This is a genomic window from Paenibacillus sp. LjRoot153, from assembly GCF_964253085.1.
Lineage (GTDB): Bacteria > Bacillota > Bacilli > Paenibacillales > NBRC-103111 > Paenibacillus_E.
On the sequence record NZ_CAXUQH020000001.1, the window covers coordinates 7,354,075 to 7,373,250 of the forward strand.

At 46.7% G+C, this 19,176-nt stretch carries 21 protein-coding genes; 4 read left to right on the plus strand and 17 right to left on the minus strand.

Annotated elements, in window-relative coordinates:
- Positions 1–2: 2 nt before the first annotated feature.
- From ACSQ8P_RS31805 to ACSQ8P_RS31840, 8 genes are all read right to left on the minus strand, one after another.
- Positions 3–452: a phage tail protein gene (locus ACSQ8P_RS31805; RefSeq protein ID WP_436238841.1), complete on the minus strand. Its 450-nt coding sequence runs from the start codon at positions 450–452 to the stop codon at positions 3–5.
- A gap of 17 nt (positions 453–469) precedes the next feature.
- The gene (locus ACSQ8P_RS31810) at positions 470–652 is read right to left on the minus strand and encodes a DUF6760 family protein (protein ID WP_081787256.1); all 183 of its coding nucleotides are present in this window, start codon (positions 650–652) and stop codon (positions 470–472) included.
- Positions 653–663: 11 nt separating this feature from the next.
- Positions 664–1,035: a phage tail assembly protein gene (locus ACSQ8P_RS31815; protein ID WP_436238842.1), complete on the minus strand. Its 372-nt coding sequence runs from the start codon at positions 1,033–1,035 to the stop codon at positions 664–666.
- Between the two features lie 105 nt (positions 1,036–1,140).
- Positions 1,141–1,575 carry a phage tail protein gene (locus ACSQ8P_RS31820; RefSeq protein ID WP_056612231.1) on the minus strand — a complete coding sequence of 145 codons (435 nt, stop codon included), beginning with the start codon at positions 1,573–1,575 and terminating at the stop codon, positions 1,141–1,143.
- 41 nt (positions 1,576–1,616) lie between these two features.
- Positions 1,617–3,350 carry a phage tail sheath family protein gene (locus ACSQ8P_RS31825; protein WP_436238843.1) on the minus strand — a complete coding sequence of 578 codons (1,734 nt, stop codon included), beginning with the start codon at positions 3,348–3,350 and terminating at the stop codon, positions 1,617–1,619.
- Positions 3,351–3,476: 126 nt separating this feature from the next.
- The gene (locus ACSQ8P_RS31830) at positions 3,477–4,280 is read right to left on the minus strand and encodes a carboxypeptidase-like regulatory domain-containing protein (RefSeq protein WP_436238844.1); all 804 of its coding nucleotides are present in this window, start codon (positions 4,278–4,280) and stop codon (positions 3,477–3,479) included.
- A gap of 13 nt (positions 4,281–4,293) precedes the next feature.
- Positions 4,294–4,872, minus strand: coding sequence for a DUF4255 domain-containing protein (locus ACSQ8P_RS31835; RefSeq protein WP_436238845.1), 579 nt, complete (start codon positions 4,870–4,872; stop codon positions 4,294–4,296).
- A 222-nt stretch (positions 4,873–5,094) separates the two neighbouring features.
- Complete coding sequence (locus ACSQ8P_RS31840; RefSeq protein ID WP_436238846.1) at positions 5,095–7,404, minus strand: ATP-binding protein; 2,310 nt, start codon at positions 7,402–7,404, stop codon at positions 5,095–5,097.
- A gap of 48 nt (positions 7,405–7,452) precedes the next feature.
- On the opposite strand from ACSQ8P_RS31840, the gene ACSQ8P_RS31845 reads away from it, so the two are divergent.
- Both ACSQ8P_RS31845 and ACSQ8P_RS31850 read left to right on the plus strand, forming a co-directional pair.
- A complete protein-coding gene (locus ACSQ8P_RS31845; protein ID WP_436238847.1) occupies positions 7,453–8,565 on the plus strand; it encodes a GGDEF domain-containing protein in 1,113 nt (370 codons plus the stop codon).
- Between the two features lie 245 nt (positions 8,566–8,810).
- The gene (locus tag ACSQ8P_RS31850; RefSeq protein WP_436238848.1) at positions 8,811–9,458 is read left to right on the plus strand and encodes an SOS response-associated peptidase; all 648 of its coding nucleotides are present in this window, start codon (positions 8,811–8,813) and stop codon (positions 9,456–9,458) included.
- Positions 9,459–9,564: 106 nt separating this feature from the next.
- Here the strand turns inward: ACSQ8P_RS31850 and ACSQ8P_RS31855 are convergent, their stop codons facing one another.
- The 4 genes from ACSQ8P_RS31855 to ACSQ8P_RS31870 form a co-directional block, all read right to left on the minus strand.
- Positions 9,565–10,029, minus strand: a complete 465-nt coding sequence (locus ACSQ8P_RS31855; RefSeq protein ID WP_436238849.1) for a DUF1284 domain-containing protein — start codon at positions 10,027–10,029, stop codon at positions 9,565–9,567.
- A complete protein-coding gene (locus ACSQ8P_RS31860) occupies positions 10,026–10,601 on the minus strand; it encodes an NUDIX domain-containing protein (RefSeq protein WP_436238850.1) in 576 nt (191 codons plus the stop codon). Before ACSQ8P_RS31860 ends, ACSQ8P_RS31855 begins: the two co-directional genes overlap by 4 nt.
- Before the next feature lie 189 nt (positions 10,602–10,790).
- A complete protein-coding gene (locus ACSQ8P_RS31865; RefSeq protein ID WP_436238851.1) occupies positions 10,791–11,570 on the minus strand; it encodes a sporulation protein in 780 nt (259 codons plus the stop codon).
- Between the two features lie 157 nt (positions 11,571–11,727).
- Positions 11,728–12,213, minus strand: coding sequence for an SRPBCC family protein (locus ACSQ8P_RS31870; RefSeq protein WP_436238852.1), 486 nt, complete (start codon positions 12,211–12,213; stop codon positions 11,728–11,730).
- 183 nt (positions 12,214–12,396) lie between these two features.
- Between ACSQ8P_RS31870 and ACSQ8P_RS31875 the strand changes: the two genes are divergently transcribed.
- Positions 12,397–12,768 carry an iron chaperone gene (locus ACSQ8P_RS31875; RefSeq protein WP_436238853.1) on the plus strand — a complete coding sequence of 124 codons (372 nt, stop codon included), beginning with the start codon at positions 12,397–12,399 and terminating at the stop codon, positions 12,766–12,768.
- 124 nt (positions 12,769–12,892) lie between these two features.
- Here ACSQ8P_RS31875 and ACSQ8P_RS31880 read toward each other — a convergent pair whose 3' ends face one another.
- Complete coding sequence (locus ACSQ8P_RS31880; protein WP_436238854.1) at positions 12,893–14,305, minus strand: hypothetical protein; 1,413 nt, start codon at positions 14,303–14,305, stop codon at positions 12,893–12,895.
- A gap of 146 nt (positions 14,306–14,451) precedes the next feature.
- Between ACSQ8P_RS31880 and ACSQ8P_RS31885 the strand changes: the two genes are divergently transcribed.
- Positions 14,452–14,667: a hypothetical protein gene (locus ACSQ8P_RS31885; protein ID WP_056612196.1), complete on the plus strand. Its 216-nt coding sequence runs from the start codon at positions 14,452–14,454 to the stop codon at positions 14,665–14,667.
- 60 nt (positions 14,668–14,727) lie between these two features.
- Here ACSQ8P_RS31885 and ACSQ8P_RS31890 read toward each other — a convergent pair whose 3' ends face one another.
- From ACSQ8P_RS31890 to ACSQ8P_RS31905, 4 genes are all read right to left on the minus strand, one after another.
- Positions 14,728–15,678 (minus strand): polysaccharide deacetylase family protein, encoded by a 951-nt coding sequence (locus ACSQ8P_RS31890; protein WP_436238855.1) that lies wholly within the window; start codon positions 15,676–15,678, stop codon positions 14,728–14,730.
- A 293-nt stretch (positions 15,679–15,971) separates the two neighbouring features.
- Complete coding sequence (locus ACSQ8P_RS31895) at positions 15,972–16,940, minus strand: polysaccharide deacetylase family protein (protein WP_436239660.1); 969 nt, start codon at positions 16,938–16,940, stop codon at positions 15,972–15,974.
- Between the two features lie 38 nt (positions 16,941–16,978).
- Entirely contained in the window at positions 16,979–17,239 is a 261-nt protein-coding gene (locus ACSQ8P_RS31900; RefSeq protein WP_436238856.1) for a YqkE family protein, read from the minus strand.
- 51 nt (positions 17,240–17,290) lie between these two features.
- Positions 17,291–19,126 carry an APC family permease gene (locus ACSQ8P_RS31905; protein WP_436238857.1) on the minus strand — a complete coding sequence of 612 codons (1,836 nt, stop codon included), beginning with the start codon at positions 19,124–19,126 and terminating at the stop codon, positions 17,291–17,293.
- Positions 19,127–19,176: the final 50 nt, after the last annotated feature.

Below are 19,176 nucleotides of genomic sequence, written 5' to 3' on the forward strand. Positions count from 1 at the left end.
ACTTATTTCTTAAAAATTGTCTTCAACCCCGCATGCACCAGCTCGATCGACTCAATCGCGACATTGGCACTGCTCGCATTCAGATCTGGTCCGTTCCATTTCACAGGAAATGCACTTGTAAATTCCCAACGGCACATCTCTTTACCCTCAATGTTGTACAAAAGAATAGAGCCATTCTTGCGACTAATTTTGCCTTGTGCAGCATTATTGTACCAATCCCACAACTCGCTGGAGTTGCTGATGCCTCTTTTGAGCACGATATTCGGATACTTCGTATGTTGAACCATGTAGTGTGGATGCGTGTTCAAGCCACCTTCCCAATACGGCTTGACTTCGATCTCTGACTTCATGCCTGTCACCTCAGAGAAACCTCCGACGATTAGCCCATCAAGCTCCACTAGAAATCGAAAATTGCCACCTACATTATGCAATTTGGATGAATTCTTTGCCATTGTTTGTTACTCACCTCTTACCGAAACACATCAAAAGGATTGTCTGGCTGTTTTTTACCTTCTTCGTTCAAATTACGGTTGATGCGGGAAATTTCCTCGCACCACGTACGGCGTTCACGGTGTTCCATGGACATAATTTCATCATGTGACCAATGAAAATAATATGCAATGAAGCCTACTTCTTCATATATTTTGTCAATGGGATAGCCCGTTACGCCATCTCGTCCAAAAAAGACACATCCACATCAAACTCGTGCTCACATTTTGGGCAGCTTGTATGAACCCTTGGCACGTCCATTTCGTTAATTTGGCGATAAAAGTTTTGCAAGAATGCTAAATCTGCTGTGAAGAACTTTTCAACGACACGTGTATCAATCGCACGCAAGTCCCCTAAATTTGTAATGACACGTGTAAGCAAAATGATCGTTAAATAGCCTGGGTTTTGCTGAACACGTTGGTCACGCATCGGTAAAATTTCATCCGCAGCTGTCGCTAAGCGCATAACACCTTTTTTGTGAAGCGTACCATTGTCATCTACATACCCTCTAGGAAGTTCAAATTCATATTCTGTTTTGAAAGCCATGTTGTCTTTACCCCCTTCGTGATGATAAGGCTTAGCCAAGCCTCCTAACAAAAAGAAGAGTCAGGAACCGGAGGTATTCGCTCCGGCACCTACTCTAGCTAAACATTACTTCGTACGTGTCATACCTTCATGTGCAAGTTCTAAGCTTTCGATAGCAACTTCGTTCCCAGTCCCTTTGAAGCTTGGTGCTGAGTACTTGGATGGCCATGCTTCGATAACTTGCCAAGTAGCTACGTCTCCGCCCTCTTCGTTGATCGCGATAATCGTGACCGTTTTGCGGGAGATTTTGCCTTGAATGGACTCTGACATCCAGTTGTACATATCCATGGAGTCTGTAACTCCCCATTTCAATGAGATGTTACCGTATTTAGCAAGACCCGGAAGCTTCCGAGGCGTGATGGTTTCGTTTCCTTCTCTGTATTCAATTACCGATAAGGAAGCATCAAATCCAGAAATTTCGCTGAATCCAGCTTGTTGAATACCTTCTACTTCAATTCTAAATCTAAAATTGCGGTATGGATCCCTACGTTCGCCAGCCATAGTATACCCCTTTCCTAATATGCGTAATATCTAACGTTAGACTATTCTTCTCTTGTTTTCTGAGTAATGCGGAAGATCACGAACTCGGCAGGTTTTACCGGAGCAACCCCGATTACGCAGATCAATCGACCATTATCGATGTCATCCTGTGTCATTGTGCTGCGGCCAATATTGATGTAGAACGCTTCTGAAGGACTTCCACCCATCAAAGCACCATCTCTCCACACCCGCGTTAAGAACGCATCAATCGTCCGCTGTACACGTGCCCAAAGCTGTTCGTCATTCGGTTCGAAGACAACCCAGTTCGTGCCGTTCTTGATGGACTCTTCGATAAAGATGAACAAACGTCTAACGTTCACATATTTCCATAAACCGTTCGACGATGTTGTACGAGCACCCCATACACGAATACCTTGTCCAGCAAAATGACGGATCAAGTTTACGCCCTGTGGGTTTAGGATATCTTGCTCGCCTTTGTTATATTGGCAATCTAGGCCTACTGCACCACGAACAACTTCATTCGCAGGCGCTTTTTGCACGCCACGGGATTGGTCGGAACGGGAGTAGATACCGATAACGGAGCCAGATGGCGGTATGTAAATGTTGCGTTTGTCTAATGGATCGAATACTTGCAACCATGGGTTGTACATCGCTGCATAAGAGCTGTCAAAGATGTTGCGGTGTGTCATAACATCCGCTACCTTTGTTTTCTCGCGTGGAATATCGAGAACCGCGAAACGGCTGCCCAAGTTTTCACAGTGCGCTACAAGGGATAATTGAACCGTAGGCTCAGTTACACCTGGAATTGCAATGATGGACACAACATCGTTATCGATGAAGGACTGAATTCCTGTACGTTTACCAGGACCACGGTCAACACCCATGTAGATATCAGGCGTTACATTCGCGATGGAACCGTTGCTGCCGCCAGACAAAGCGATTTGGAATTTGCCAGCTGTTTCGTTCTCGCCGGAAAGCACCTCGAAAGGAGCAATTGCGCCAAGATCTTGACCTTCTGTCAAATCCTTCACTGTGATAATGTTCGAGCGGGAAATAATTTTCTCAATGTGATTCGCTGCCGTAATGTTCAGGGAAACCTTCTCATACGTCTCAGCTTCGTCACCATAGAATACGTGAAGAGTGAATTCACTTGTCGTCAATACTTTAGCTGGAAGTAGTCCGCTATCCACAACATCGCCATCAAGAGCTTCAGATAGCGAGATAATGTTATCTTGGGAAGCGACAACTTTGCTGTATTGCTTCACACCTGCTGCTTCAAATGCAACAACGTCGCCAACGTTAAAGCCAGCGTTGTTTTTCACGCGATATTGTGACTCGCTTAGCACTTCATAGATTTGCGTCTTAGCTTTGCTAGCTGGCACAACAACGATACGTACTTGGTTCCCCCATGTTCCCGGGTTCTTGGAAGCAATCTCAAGAATTGCTGATTCTTTATTCGAAGCCGCTTTGTTCGTTGCTACCTTCGCGTCAGTTGGCGCTACACGCATAACGAAACAGCGATTACCTCCGTTTAAGTAGAAATGCTCTACTGCATAAGAAAGGAAACGATATTCGCCGAATTCATTCTCGGACAAGTAGCTCCCGAATAAACGGTGGAAATCAGCTACGCTCGTAACCAGTTGAGGGACACCTTCAATTTCCCCTCTTTGCGCAAGCCCTATAAACCCGGCCGTACTTGTGCTTGCACCCTCAAGCGGTTGTGCTCCGCTGTCAAACTCTTCCACATAGACTCCAGGTGATAAATAGTCAGCCATTGTTCCCCAGTTCAGTCAGATGGCACTGCTTACTCAATAAATATGGCCAAAGACATGAAACCAGTTCTCTCCTTTCTGCTTGTCATTTTGTATAGAAGATGGACGTGTCCATTCTACTAATTAGGGTTACGCGAGATGTATCGTGCCAAGGTTAGTGGTTGTTCCTTCTGCCACTGCGAGATCCTTGATCTTATGCTCGCTATCCGTCCCGTACGTAATAACCAATTGGGTATGAAACGTCGGAATCCGATTGCCTCGAAAAGCAATCACAACCTCTCCGCGTTCCGTACTACGGGTTTCTTGAACGGGCAGCAGCATAGCGCCACGCATATACGACTTCGTCAATGGATTCGCAAGTCGAAACCGTTTCTGGTGCTCCAGCACTTCCGAAATTCGGATGACTTCTTCCTCCGGTTGGGAACCTCTCCCTCGCAGCAGGTACGCATCGCCAACTACAATGCCTCCTGTAAATGAACCTAATGTCATTTCACTAGCACCTTTGTCGGCTTGATCAACCATTACGCGCGCGCGCGCGCAGTCCTCCGTCAGCACGGTTGACTGTAAGTGAGCATCGCGAATTGGAGCGCCAGCTGCGTTCTGAAGCATGAAGCGAATCAGTCCTGCCCCTTGAGAAAAAGGGTACGAAGGTAGCGGTTTCATTTGAACAACTTCAATAAAATTATGTGCGTTAACCGTGATGTGTGTTTGTTCCTGAAAATAGTATTCGCTATGTACCGATAACCGGTATTCGCCGGGGGATAAATCGTTGAATATATAGGAACCATTCGATTTGCGAATTGCTTTCGAACGGGTGCCTTCTAGGTGAACTGTGGTCTTATTGCCAAGAGGAGCTTGAGAGGTGAGTGCGTCAATCACACACACAACCAGGGAAACACGGGATCTCAATTGTGATATTCGAATCTGATCCACGAGTGGAATCCTCCTAACCTTGAATACGAAAATCGGTTTCCGAAACCCTTTTTGTTGTTTTAATACGCGTAGAGTCAATATGTACAGGCCCAACCGTATAGGCGACTGAGAGTCTGTAAGGGGTGTCTGAGAAATTCCACATATTCATGAGGCTTTCACCCTTGAAAGGCTCCATGACGATACGAACTTCTTCATCTTGCTCAGCTAATGTGCCTACTGTCATCGAACCTCGAAGGATAGAATGATCGTAGAATACCTGCATGGCTCTGCCTAGAATCCGATGCTCATCTAGCGCACGGGATGAGAGTTCAGCCGGCGATTGCACGGTAAGCAGGTAACTTAAATCGACAACCATAGGTGGAAACTGAATCTCGTTCGTTCCTCTAGCAATCATATGGGTTTGGCGATTGTTGCCGCTCTCACGAACGTTATATAGATAGAGTGAAAGATAGAAATCCCCTTTATCTACAGGTGATGCGAGACCAATCATTTCTGGTTGCGGAATGGGATCTGGGGTCATGTTTTCTCTAAGTAGCTTGACTAAAGATGCACTTACATCAGCGATGACAGAATAATTGCCTATGAGTGTCACTTCCTGCCTCTAAATACCTATAAATCATGTAAAAAAGATGCTTAATCTGTCACATTGTGTATCTTTTCCTATTATAAATGTAAACCGTCAGGTTGACTATAGGATTCTAGTATTTATTTATGTTTTTATCCCGGAAAATGGCGATTTTTGACTGAAAATCGGTGTATATAACCGACAAAGGACAATCTCACAAAATTGTAAGATTGTCCTTTGTCTACTGATCTAGTAATCCTCCCACTCCTGTCGTGCGAGGATTTTGCCCGATTTCTGCAGCTCATGCCGAATTGATTTGATAATATGCTGCATTCGGATGGATTCACCTGATTCCGCTGCCAAAAATGCAGAAGAGAGAACGACGTTCTTGATGTTCCCTCCCGCAATCTCGTATCGCTGTGCGAGGTATTTGAAGTCAACATCATGGCTAAGCGGCGCAGTCGGCGGAAACATCGACTGCCAAATTTTTTCGCGATATTCACTATCCGGAAATGGAAATTTAATGACATAATTGATCCGCCTCAGAAAGGCCTCATCAATGTTATTTAATAGATTGGTAGCGAGCACAGTGATACCTTGGTACTCCTCCATTTTTTGGAGTAAATACGCTGTTTCAATGTTCGCGTACTTATCGTGTGAATCTTTCACTTCGGAACGTTTACCGAAAAGCGCATCCGTTTCATCGAAGAACAGCACCGCGTTACTCAGCTGCGCTTCTTCGAAGATTTCGTGCAGGTTCTTCTCGGTTTCACCGATGTATTTGCTAATCACCTGCGAGAGGTCCACCTTATACAGCTCCAGCTGCAAGTCGCCGGCTACGACCTGCGCCGACATCGTTTTCCCGGTGCCCGGCGGACCGGCGAAGAGCATGCTGAGCCCTTTGCCATAGGCCAGCTTCTTCTCGAATCCCCATTCGCCGTAAACGACACCGCGATACTTCACTTGATTACACGCGTTGCGGAGCTGATCCTTCTGCTCGGGCGGGAGGATGACATCCCCCCATCCGTAGCGAGGCTCAATGCGCGTCGCTTTGCGCTCCAGCTTGTGCTGCACCTGCTGGTAGCACGCCTTATACAGCGCGTCGCTGCGCAGAGCGCCCGAAGTGCCATTCCCGGCAGATGCCGCCTGCCAGGAGGAGTACCCGCGCGCCAGCGTGAGCGCGCGGCGTATTTGCCCCGGGGTGAAGCGGAATTTCCCGCTCATCACCCGATAGTCCACATCGGCAGCGACGCCGAGTTCCTGCGCGAATGCCTGCCAAAGGCGCTCGCGCCCGCCTTCGTCGGGCACGGCAAGTTCATGCTCAAGGAGCAGGCGCTCCTTGGGCTTCCAGCTTAGCCGGTTGAATCGCCCGGCTAAGAGAAAGATCATGCCGCCATAGCCATCGAGCAGCTCATGGAACCGCCCGAGCCGCTGCTGCGCTGCCAGATCCGGCTCAGCGGGGTAAAGCACCTCCAGCCGTGTGAAGCACAGCAAGGCTTGATGAAGAATCGCTTCGCGTATAATAACGCTAAGCGATTCTTCAAAGCTAGCCGCATGCAGCTGCACATCAGCAAGATCCACCAACAGCAGCGGCTTATGGAAGTAGCGGCTGAGATGCTTCACCTGCAGCTTTTTGCCAGCCCCGGCATTCCCCCACAGATGGAAGGCAAGGCGTTTGCGCTCAGCTGCCGGCGCTTCATACACGTCTGTAATAAAGCCTCGGAGCCGTTGCTGGAAATCCTCCTGCACAAGCAACGGTGAGATCTGATCATCCGGATAGATGATCTCGACTGCTGGCTTGAGTTTCGGATCCAACTCACCTGAGTCCAGCAAGAAGGTCACGATCCGTTTATCCAATTGCAAGGATTTGGACAACAGTGTCTGGCCACTAGCGACCAATGTGTCTGGATGCAGCACATAGCGAGCCAATCTACCGTCCGGTGCCATGAAGGTCGTACGCGCAGCCCGCATGTCCTCCGGACTAGGACAAGCAATCTGCAGCGCCAAGCTAATATTCGGCGTTTTGCTAGTTAGATCGTCCAATAGAAAGCCAAAAATCCGCTCATATTTCCGATCTAATTCCACGGCAAGCCCCAGCATGACGAAGCGTTCTTCTATAGAAGTAAGGCCGAAGACAGTCGATAGGTAAGCCAAAGGCAGAAATGTGCCTGCCTTGCGGCTTTTTGTAAGGCGAATAATGATAGCACTTTCTAGCTGCTCGATCATCCCCAGTACTTCTTGCTCATCCTCATCTCTCTCTTCGGCACTGCCAAACCCGCCAATGAGACGAATAAATTCGTCCTCCGATACGAACATCCCGCGGAATGAATCCGTTTGCGGATCTGGTGTAAGCTTTTGACGGCGCTTATAGAGAAGCTCCAGCTTTTTATCTAACAGTTGAAGCTCATCCTTATAATGTTCCCATGCATGCACATACCCTTGAGCTGTCATAGGCCTCCCCAATGACTTTAATATATTTTTGTTCAAATCAAATCGATTAACAATATTAATAGCTTGCCTAAAGAGGGTGTTATTCTTTACAATATCAGGATAAGGCACAAATCATTTCGACATCTACTGCCCTGAAAGGAAAGTGGCCACTTTTTGATGGAACAATTTCCAACACATGATCCAACTTGGAATCGAAAACTCATTCTAACGTTATGGTGGATCCTCATCATTTATGAAGTAGCTGCTACGATTGCTTTATGCTTTGAAATCAACGAACAGCCGTCGAATTGGTTTAATAGCTTTATGCGCTTTCAACTTTATCCTACGATGTTACAGCTTCTTCTTATGGGCATAGGCTATTTGTCCATGCATTATTTAAAGAGCTATAGTGAGTTTATCATGATCCTATGGACAATGACCATGGTTAGTATATTCATCCTTTGTATTCCTGAAATGACACACAGCTATCAGCTGCTTTGCATGCCCATTTTATTGGCCTCGATTTATTTTCATAAAAAATACGTTATTTTCGCCTACAGTCTGGGTGCTGCCTGTTTATTCATTTTATTGCTTATACAGAAGGAACAGGGACAAACAACGACCCCTTACGAAATCATCGTCTCTCTGACCACATTAAGCGCAACTTCAATGCTTTGTTTTACCATTATGAGCCGTGGACTCGACCTGCTTGCCAAGCTTAAGCACTCCGTCATACGCGAGCAAGATCTGCTGATTCGCAACGTCATGATTGATCGTCTTTCCAAGGTCGATGCGCTTACCGAGTTGTTTAATCACCGCTCTTTTCAGGAGCATACGGACCACCTTATTTCGCATATGCCCCATGATACAGCGCTGGAGCTTGCTTTGATGGACATTGATAATTTCAAGTACATTAATGATAATTACGGTCATTGGGTTGGCGATGTTGTTCTCAAAACAATCGGCTCCATTCTTAAGGAAGTGCTTGGTCCAGATGATATGTCCTTTCGCTATGGCGGGGAGGAGTTTGCCGTATTGTTCGTTGGGAAATCGCATCAAGATGTGCTAGTCATTTGCGAAAAAATTATGGAATCGATACGCGAAACTGTCATTCCTGAAATGCCTGATCAGAGATTGACGATGAGTATTGGACTCGCGACCTATAATCGGAATACGATGAAAAAGGCATGGTTTCAGCTTGTCGACGAATGCTTGTACACCGCCAAACGCAACGGCAAGAACCGCATACATGTCCATGCTTCCGATATTCAAGTGCAAATAGCCGAATAACCTTCACAACCAGGAGCGAAATGCTTCTGGTTTTTTCATTTGAGCTGCCGTGGAAAAAAGTGTTAAACCTCATACATGAATTGGTTGCATTAGGAAAATAATGATAATAACCACTATCGAGGCCATTCGAAGATGAGCGACCGCGTGTAGATGTAGGTTTTATCGCCAATAAGCAAGCTGTTTTCGGAAGCCAAAAACTTAGCGCTTACTTATGTGGTAACCAAAAATTAAATGAGGTGATAATGATGTGTCATTCCATAGCCATTCTGGCTGATGTTCAAGAAGTCATGAAACAATTCCGCGTCGATCGGCTCTTATCCTACAGTTCCAATCGGTATGAAGTGCGCCCTACTGAATCTGTGTCTGCGGTGATGATCAATCGCAAGGGAGAACGCTTATTAGATGAATTCCGCTGGGGTTTGATGCCTTTCTGGGCGAAAGATGCTGTATGCGGTGATCGCAATTCCATTTTCTCCAACATTGTTTTCGAGCGCATCGTCAAAAAGCAGCGTTGTGTCATCCCCTGCAGCAGCTTCTATGTAGGGCGAACGGAAGGTAAGGAGACGGAGTGGATTCGTTTCAAAATGCGAAGCGGCACGTTCGGTATTGCTGGGCTGTACGACATTTGGCAAGCCCCTTCAGGGGAAGAGGAGCTTCGTACGTGTATGATGCTTATGACGGAATCCAACTCCGTTGTCTCGCCATACCACGCAAGCATGCCAGCTATTCTTGATGAGGAACAGATGGAGAAATGGCTGCAGCCTGACCAGAAGGATAGTCGCCAGTTAAGATCCTATCTACAACCCATCGATGAAATGCGGATGGTTGCTAATATTCTTACTTCCCCAGCTGAGAAGCTGGAAATCGGCTCAGATGTCAGCATTTTTGTATGAGAAAAACTTCTATCGAAGTACTTCGAAGATGTACGACCGCGTTTTAAATGTAGTTTTTATCGCCAATAAGAATTAGCTCTTCCGAGTTCCGGAATCTTATAAATTCTTATGTGGAGAGAAAAGGACTTGCGCATACGCGCAAGTCCTTTTCTCTCTTGGGTACAGGTGGCAATGCGCCGCCTTCCCCTATAATACGTACGCCTTCCGCACAAACACCGTAAGGCTCCCAACGGCATGTCGCACAGAGATTGCTGATATCTGTCGGCTTTACTTCAAGGGCAACTTGAGCGCAAATGGTGGACCAAGTCCGCTCCATCCCTACCTCCAAGCCGAGCTTGGCAACGATTTCTGCGTCACGTTGATACACGGTCCGATTCTCGCAATGCGCAACTTGATCCTGCGGAAATTCCGCGCACAAATCATCAGGACCGAGCACGACGCGAATCATTGTTTCAGGCACTGTGCGCAGCTGTTCGTAGACCGTCGTCATATTTTCACAAAACGCTGGTGAATACCCCATTCCTCGGTAGCCTAACAAACAGAGCAGGTGATGCCCGCGAAGTTGAATCATACGTTGTTAACCTTGGGCACACGGTACAATCCGTATCCAGCCATCGGAATAACAGGTTCTTTATCCTCAATAAGACCATCCCCTTTAGCATGCAAAGCGACATCAATGAGCCACTTGGTGAAATCGGCCACTGGCATGGAAGCCATTTCATCTAGGCTATAAAAGCCTGCCGCATCTACCTCTATGCCATCCGGCTGCGGGGTTCCGCTAATGTAAGACATTTCGAATGCGATGTACACATTATGTATGCTTCTTGGCAGATCGCGCACAGCTACCAGTCGTGTGACTGACGCCTCGACTCCGGATTCTTCCAAAACTTCTCGCACAATCGTATCTTGGATCAATTCATGCTGCTCAATATAGCCACCAGGGTTCGTCCAGCGCCCTTTACCTGGTTCTTGCGCTCTACGCACAAGCAAAATCTTCTCATCCTTCATCACAAGCGCACCGACGCCGATGCTGTAGTTCCCCCAATGAACAAAACTACACGCTGTGCAGGCCCGTCTCTCCGTTCCATCCACATCACGCGTCTCCATGGCAGCTCCGCAGCTCATGCAAAATTTGGCTTCCATCTTTCTCAGCTCCCTTAGTCATCCATCGTCTAATCATCTATATGCAAGGATACTGCGAAAGATGGACATAGGCAACCCTGTATTAGTGGGTTTACTGATCATTTGGCTGGGAATATGAACGGGAAAAAAGCCTCCCCACAACGGGAAAGGCTTCTTAGCGTTTATCACTATTGGGATGACTATGAAATCTTATAAGTACCTGCGGATCAACTCGGCTAGTTCATCGGCAACATAGCCAGTACCGGAATCAAGTTGATTACGGTCGAATCGTACCCTTACAAACCTTTCATCCGTACCCGTCGCTTCGGCAAATATGCCGGCTAGACCGCGCGCTTTGCGATCGATCTGAAGCAGCAATTCGACACCGTCCTCGTCCGGGAAGAAGATGATTTCCAACTCATCCAGTTGGCCCCGAAATTGCATGGTGGGCACGAATTCGAATTCTTGAACGAAAGGCAATCCGTTCTCTCTACCGATAGCTGGCGCGTATTCACAAGTTACCTCGCGGAGTCGGAATCCAATTTCATTGACAGCCTCCAGTACAACCTCGGAATGTGGATGTGGTCTTACTTGAAGCTGATCTTGATCCTTCGGATCAATCGCTTCTTTAATATCCAGTCCTGTTTGTATCCATACAGGGGTTCTCCCTAAAGTTGCTGGCGTAATGTTTGGAAGCTGGAACGAGACCGGGAACTCATAGACCTGCTCCGCCTCTACGGTAAATTCCCCAGTAAGCTGGAATTTGGCCACGGGAGCTTCTACTTGCATCTTTGTATCGTTCTGCTCCTTCAGGTAACGCGTCATCACGAAGGCATAAACGTCATTGATTTGCTGATCCACGCGCCCCCCTTGAATCCGGACAACACCGCTGATTTCATCCCCCGCATTCACTGTATCTTGATGGAGCATAAGATCTACTTGGGCCGCGCCGATCCCGACGCTTGCGAGCATTCGTTTGAACATGGACATGTGTAAATTGCCTCCTTGTGCATTCATATACTCACTGATACGATGTGAGGCCCAAGTGGTTTCATATGTTTAAGACAAAAATGGTTGTAACTGGATAATATATCCTTTTTTAACTGTCGTGCCCAGGGGCTTGTAATTCCGTTTTGTGGTATCCTAATTACATCTTTTCCTTTGACATACTTGCTAGATGCTCCTTAAGACGATCCATCGTTTGTTCGGCACCTGGAACGGCATATACTTTCACCTTATCGAATACATCCGCTTTTTCTTCAAAAACGGAGCTATACGTAAGTTTGGTCTTACCATCCATGTTCTCAAAAAGTGCTGTCGCCTGAAAATGGGGGAACACATCATGTTTGATGACAATTCTCTCAGGTTTAACGATCTCAACAAAGACGTTGGTGTTGGGATAATCAACCCCATCAGGACCATGCATGATAAACTGCCATGTACCTCCTGGTTTCAGATCAAACGTCTGAAAAGTTGTCGTAAAACCTTGAGGTCCCCACCACTTCGACAGGTGCTCCTCTTTCGTCCAAGCTTCAAACACAAGCTCGCGTGAAGCATCAATTACACGGGTGATTACGATTTCGCGGTCACCAACTTGCGCTGCGGTTTTGTTTGTTTCATTATTTTGACTCATGTCTAATCCCTCCAAAATGAATTTAACTTTGATTTCTCAGAACGTCCTACAATCATTACCGATAACTAGAGTATAAAACATTACGTAACGTAAGCTTCAAGTGTTAGTATAAAAAAGTTTATTTCGAAAAATAACAAATAAAGAATTCAAGTAAAGCACATCAATTAAATTGGAGGAAATGCCATGGAAGTTTTCGCAGAGTTTTTAGGGCGTATTGATAACCCGCAACATCGGGATCGAACGGAAGAAGTTTTGACTTGGGTATCTGAGAAGTTCCCAAATTTGGAGCCAAAAATCGCGTGGAATCAGCCTATGTTTACCGACCACGGCACATTTATTATTGGCTTTAGCGTAGCCAAACCTCATTTGGCTATCGCCCCTGAAAAGGCGGGGATTCTTCAGTTCGCTGATGACATTGTACAAGCCGGCTATGATCACACCAAGGAGTTGGTGCGTATCAAGTGGAATAGCCCGGTTGATTATTCATTACTTGAGAAAATGATCGCGTTTAATGTGGCGGATAAGGCAGATTGTTCAACTTTTTGGCGGAAATAGGTACCACTCTACATACGTCCAGTGCTTCTGCGGTTGAGGTTAAAAATGACAAAAAGGAGCCCCCCGCCACATACATGGCTTCGAGCCCCTTCCACCGTCGTGCTCTTCCTTCTCCGCCCACTACCTAAACCAAAAACATCGCCACGATTGTTGTCACCGCTAAGCCGATGAGCACGGGCTTCAGATTCCGCCGCGCGAGCTCGAACGGACTCACACCGCAGATCGCCGCAGCTGGAATGAGCGCCCACGGGATCAAAGTCCCGCCGCCGACCCAGATGGCGGCTACTTGCCCTAGCGCGGTCAGCACCGCTGCGCCGGAACCAATGGCGGTCGCGAACAGCTGCGCGATGGAGCCCGCCAAGGAAATACCCGAGAAGCCGGAGCCATCGAGGCCGGTAATTGCGCCGACGACGGTTAACGTCACGGCACCAATGGCTCCATTGAGCGGCACGACACCTGCGAGTGCCACGCCTAGATCGTTCACGATGCCGTGTGAACCTTCTGGCAGTATTTTGCCGAATAGATCCGTAATCGCAGAGTCACCTAGATAGAAGAACGCCGCAATCGGAATGACGGGTCCGAAAACTTTGAAGCCGAATACAAAGCCTTCTATTAAATAGGAAGTTATTTTCTCCACACCTGCATTACGATGAGCGATTAAGGTGACAGCAATTAGAATAAACACCGCTGTACCGCCAACGAGAGCGGTTGCATCACCGCCTTGCAAATTCAAGACGAACATCGCAATGACATCTAAAGCAAAGAGCACAGGGATTGCAATAGCTAAGCTCCGCTTCAAACGCTGTCCGATCAGCACTTTGCCCTCTTCCTCTACGGCAACAAGACCGCCACTTTCCTCTAAGCGAGTATCGATGAGCCCACTGCGCCATTTGCCACTTTTCATATCGCGCCGCATGAACCAGAAAGCTGTTATCGTCGTAACAAGCCCCATCACAATAACGAGCGGTATACTCGCTTCCATTACGGCGGATACCGGCAATCCAGCTGCATCCGCTGTCAATTTGGGCGCCCCTTGAATAATGTAATCCCCAGACAGTGCAATCCCATGACCGAAGAGATTCATCGCCATCGCGGCACCGAGTGCTGGCAAGCCAACGCGAACAGCAACTGGCAATAGCACGGCGCCAATCAACGCAACACCTGGTGAAGGCCAAAAAAACCAAGATGTCACCATCATAATGATGCCGATACCCCAGAAGGCGAGTGCTGGGGTTCTCAGAAACTTGGTCAGCGGCGCCACCATCGTTTCATTGATCCCCGTGCGAATTAAGACGCGGCTCATGGCCACGATAATGGAGATAATCATAATCGTCCCCATCAACTCTTTGGTTGCATAAATAAAGCTGTTAAATACCCCCGATACAGAGCCGCTCAATGTTTCCGTTGCTAACAACCCTAGTGTAAAAATACCCACCACACAAATCATCGTCGTATCTCTGCGTTTAACAAGAAGCGTAAGAATGAAACCAATGAACACTAAATAGACCCAATGAATCGGTAAAAGTTGAATATCCATCCTGCACCACACCCTCTCAGCCCAAGCAGCAATTGGTGCTACATACTATGCTCGGCTAGGCGTAGGCGTTCATCTAAATTCGGGCATTTCGCCACATTGTGGTACAATATTAAAAGCGATTTTAACGAAGTAAGGGGAGAATCTACATGGCAAGGAACCAACGTTTACATACGGATTCAGATTTTCAGGAGGTCATTGATCGGCAGGGTGTTGTTCGAATATTCAAAGATGACCATATCGTCGATTCCAATGCCGTTGTTCTACGATTCAGTGATACGACGGTCGTTGTGCAGACACGCGTAAGCGATCTGACCTATTATGATCGGGCAGCTTGTGAGTTTTTTGAGATGAAAAAAAGGTAGGGCTCTGTTTGTGAACGAAAAAGAAGCCGCTTCAATGCGGCTCCTAGCTATCGTTTCACTTTATTTTTTATGATATAACTTCATTTTCCACATCAAATCATCTTCTGACATATACGCTGTGCCTGCATGAACTCTATAAATCTCGTTACTTCCTTTGGTATTGATCCCCTCTTTGGTCGTAAAGAAAAGTTCAATTCCCAATTCCTTACCTACCCCAATGACAGTGTCATTATAGGCACCGAAAGGAAAAGCAAGTAGACGATACTGTGGTCCTAACTCTTCCTCAATTCGATTTTCAGCCTTTATCAGATCGTGTTTTATTCTATTTCGGTACTCAACGTCGGTTTCTAATCTCTTCTCAGCTTCCAAATAAATGGGATTTGTAAGCATTGGCATTAGTGTATTGCTTGAACCCGCCTTGACTTTATCATGATGATCGTACGTATGAGAATAAAAACTCATCCCATTCTGTTTCATTTCTCTCATCTGATCCCATGTTAAACGCGGTGCCTTAGGATGATCTATAGAATCAACAACGATAAATTTAGTAGCATGGAAACCTAAGCTAAGTAATTCAGGATACGCCTGGGTATAAAATGATTCATAGCCATCATCAAACGTGATTAAAACCGCATTTTGAGGTACCGCTGCCTCACCCTTCATGAAATGAAGAAAATGTTCCATAGAGATGACATTGTAATCTTCTTTCTTCAATCTTTGCATGTGACTTTTGAATCTCTTTGGGGAAATGGTAATCCCGTTTTCTTTTTCATCAATGTGATGATAGGTCAGTACAATGACTTTGTCTGTATAATGAACCTTTTGTTTACTATAATCTGCTTGAATAAAAGATAGTGTATTTACTTGATGCTGTTGGGGTTGTTGCGTTTCAAGTTCTAATTGTTGTACTACTTGTTTTACTTCTTTTTTCACTTCTTGTTCTGCTGCTTGTTCAGGTAACTGATCATAAGAAGGCACAAGTCGTTCTTCGCTTATTACTTGTTCTGGCACTATTGTCTGCTCCAAAGACTTCGGCGATGTCGTAGGCACTAAAACATAGAGACAAAATAAAACGCTAGAAACTAGTAGAAAAGTAAACGCCAAATTCGTTGGATTTTCCAATTTCATTCTATTCATGATGACAACAACCCCGTAGATGAGAATATAACAAATTAGGAAGATAGTATCATGAAAACGCTTACCTGTAAACTATTTATTACACACGTATCCCCCTCTCAGGGGCTCTTTGAACTGTGCGACTACTTGCATAGTGAGCTAAAAGAAATTACAACTACTTCCTCTTACTATCCGATAAGTTCCATTGCGGCTAGCTGAACGAAGCGGAAGCCTGATTGCCGCAGATGAGGGATCGCTTTGATAACACCCTCCGCTGTATCCTTCTCAGGATGATTCATGTGTGCGAGGACGATGGACCCGCTCGGAGCCTTCGATATAGCGTTGTACACTTGCTCCGTATTATAAGTCGCTCCAGCATCCCCGAGTACAGAGTATCCCGCTAGCTCGAAGCCAAGCTCATGAGCAACAGACACCGCAACCTCATCGTAAAATGCCGTACCCGAACGGAAAAATGCGGGCCTTCTCCCCGTTAGCTGCTCAATCTGATCCGCATTGTCATTCATTTCATGAATGACTTCTTTGACGTTCTTCGTACCCGCAATACCGTATGCCAGCTTGCCTGTCACGGATAAGGGGCGGTGCTCGGTCCCATGATTTTCGATCTCAAACAAGGGGTTCGCGGCAAGTAGCTGAAAAGTAGACGGATTCGCAGCAATCCATCTTGCATTGATGAATAACGTAGCTGGAATCTGCTCCTGAATCAAATACTGGATCAGCTTCTCATCGTAGCCACTGCCTTCCTTCCCTCCGCAGGCATCAAAGGTAAGGGCAATCACTTTGTCTTTCGTTTGTAAACGTGTTTTCACGCCAGTGACACGCTCTCCCCACTTCGTTGGTATCACAGAGGCATAACGAGCGATCAATGATTGTTCCACCGACGCAAAGGCTGGGACAGCCTCAATATTTTCCGTTTTAACTGATGGACTATCGGATGAAGGATGGGATGAGGTCGTTGAGACAGGTGACTCTGTTGGACTGCTCACTGGGGTTGTTAGTGTTGTGTTCACAGTAGGCGCGGCTGATGGTTCAATTATGGGTGTTGATGCCAAAGATGTAGTCCCTGCAGTGGTAGGTGCAACCGCCGTTTCCACTTTCACAGCAGGCTGCTCCACCTCACAGCCTGCAAGCGCAATCATCACACTCAAAAAGAAAAGGAGGCACATCGTGCGCCCCCTCATTTATGTTTCCGCCAGTCTAATTTACTTTTCTCCAGCTGGTAAGCAAAGTCATTTTCCAGACGCTTCTCTTCCGCCTTGCGAGCCGCCTCTACCCTGGCTCTCTCTGCGTCCTTCTTCGCTTGTTCTTCCGCTTTCATCGCGTCAGCCTGGGCTTTGAGCCCTTCCAGTATTTCCGGACGCAGCAGATCCTTCAGCGTTGCAGGTTTATCTTGCACGCTAGCCGCAACTGGCGTCATTTTAGCTTTCTTTTTCACCATAATAAGGTCACCTCGTCTACATGTTCTCCCTATTATTGTACACGTACACGTCTATTGGTGTAAATGATACGGCACTGTCGCAACAACGATATCCTTATCGGCTTGAAGCTTCGAGCGGATACGCGCGGCAGACTGATTGTGAAGCAGACGATGCCACCATTTTTTCGGCATAAATTGCGGAAGAATAACCATGATCGACTGCTTCTCTGACACATGGGTGTCGATGCGATCAATGAATTCGGCCAGCGGCTTCAGGATCGTCCTGTATCGTGATTTGAACACAACGAGTCGAACACCAGGATCCCAGATCTGCCACTTCTCCTGCATCGATTCTTCCTCCTCATCCGAGAAGGATACATAGAACGCGATGACATTAGGCGAAAGCGATTTGGCATAATTCAGGGTTTGCTCTACAGCTTTGTGAATCCCAGCTACAGGTACGATAATGACCGGTTCTTTGGTACACACACGGTCTTGTGTGATATCAATACGCAGCTGTTTGGCTACGTCGTCGTAATGGTGACTAATTTTCGTAATGAGCCAGAGGAGTATCGGTGTAATGATAATGACAATCCAAGCACCCTCGCTAAATTTAGTGACTGAGAAAATGATAAGAACAGCAAGGGAAACGATACCGCCTAGACCGTTAATGATCAGCTTCCCGATCCAGCCAGATACGCGCTCTTTGAGCCATTTACGAACCAAACCTGCCTGAGCAAGTGTAAAAGATAAAAATACGCCAATCGCATAAAGAGGAATGAGTGCATCGGTTTTACCTTTAAAGCCAATCAATAGCAGGCTGGCCAATACGCCTAGTGTAATAATGCCATAGTGATACGAAAGCCGATCCCCACGGAATGAAAACATGCGCGGGAAGTTTTTGTCTTGGGCCATGATCGACGCCAAGATCGGGAATCCGTTGAAGCTTGTATTCGCAGCCAGCACCAAGATAAGCATCGTCGCGATCTGCGTCGCATAGTACATGACGCCTCGGCCAAAGGCTTGCTCCGTCACCATCGATAGAACCGACGTATGACCATTATGATCAGGTGCCACTCCATACCCTAAGGCAATCAGCGTCACACCGCCGAACACGATGGCCAACAAGCCGCCTAAAGAGATAAGTGTTCGTTTGGCATTTTTGACTGATGGCGTTCTAAAATGCGGTACGGCATCGGAAATCGCTTCGATCCCCGTTACAGCTGAACAACCGGATGAGAACGCCTTGAGAAGTACGAATAACGTTAACGAGTTCGTCGCTGCGCTTGGTGCGAATTCGATCGCATGTGTATTCATTGATCCTGTCAGTAAATCGAAAATACCTTTACCTACTAACAAAAGGATACAAAAAATGAAAAAGTACGTTGGAATCGCAAATACGGTTCCTGATTCGGAAGTACCTCGTAAATTCAGCCAGACCATAATCCAAACCAGTAAGATGGTCAGCGGAACAATGTACGGTACAGCTGATGGAAATGCAGAGGTAATCGCCGTGACACCAGCCGAAATCGAAACGGCCACGGTTAAGGTGTAGTCGATTAGCAGAGAGACACCTGTTAGTCGTCCCCAGACCATGCCTAAATTTTCTTTCGTAACCATATAAGCGCCGCCACCCATCGGGTACGCTTCGATCACCTGTCTATAGCTCAACACGAGCAGTAGAATCAACGCGATAATCGAAACCGCAATCGGCAACGAGAAGGCAAAAGCAGCAACCCCTACTGTCGCGAGCTCTAACAGAATTTGCTCCGTCCCATACGATACGGATGATAAGGCATCTGACGACAAGATAGGGAGAGCTTTCCAGACAGGCATTTTCTCCGACTCAATCTCACTCGACTTTAGCGGCTTACCAAACACAATTTTTTTCAATGAATCACTTGTCATTTCGCCTTTGTTCCTCCAATTAATACGAATATCACACATCACATTTGAAA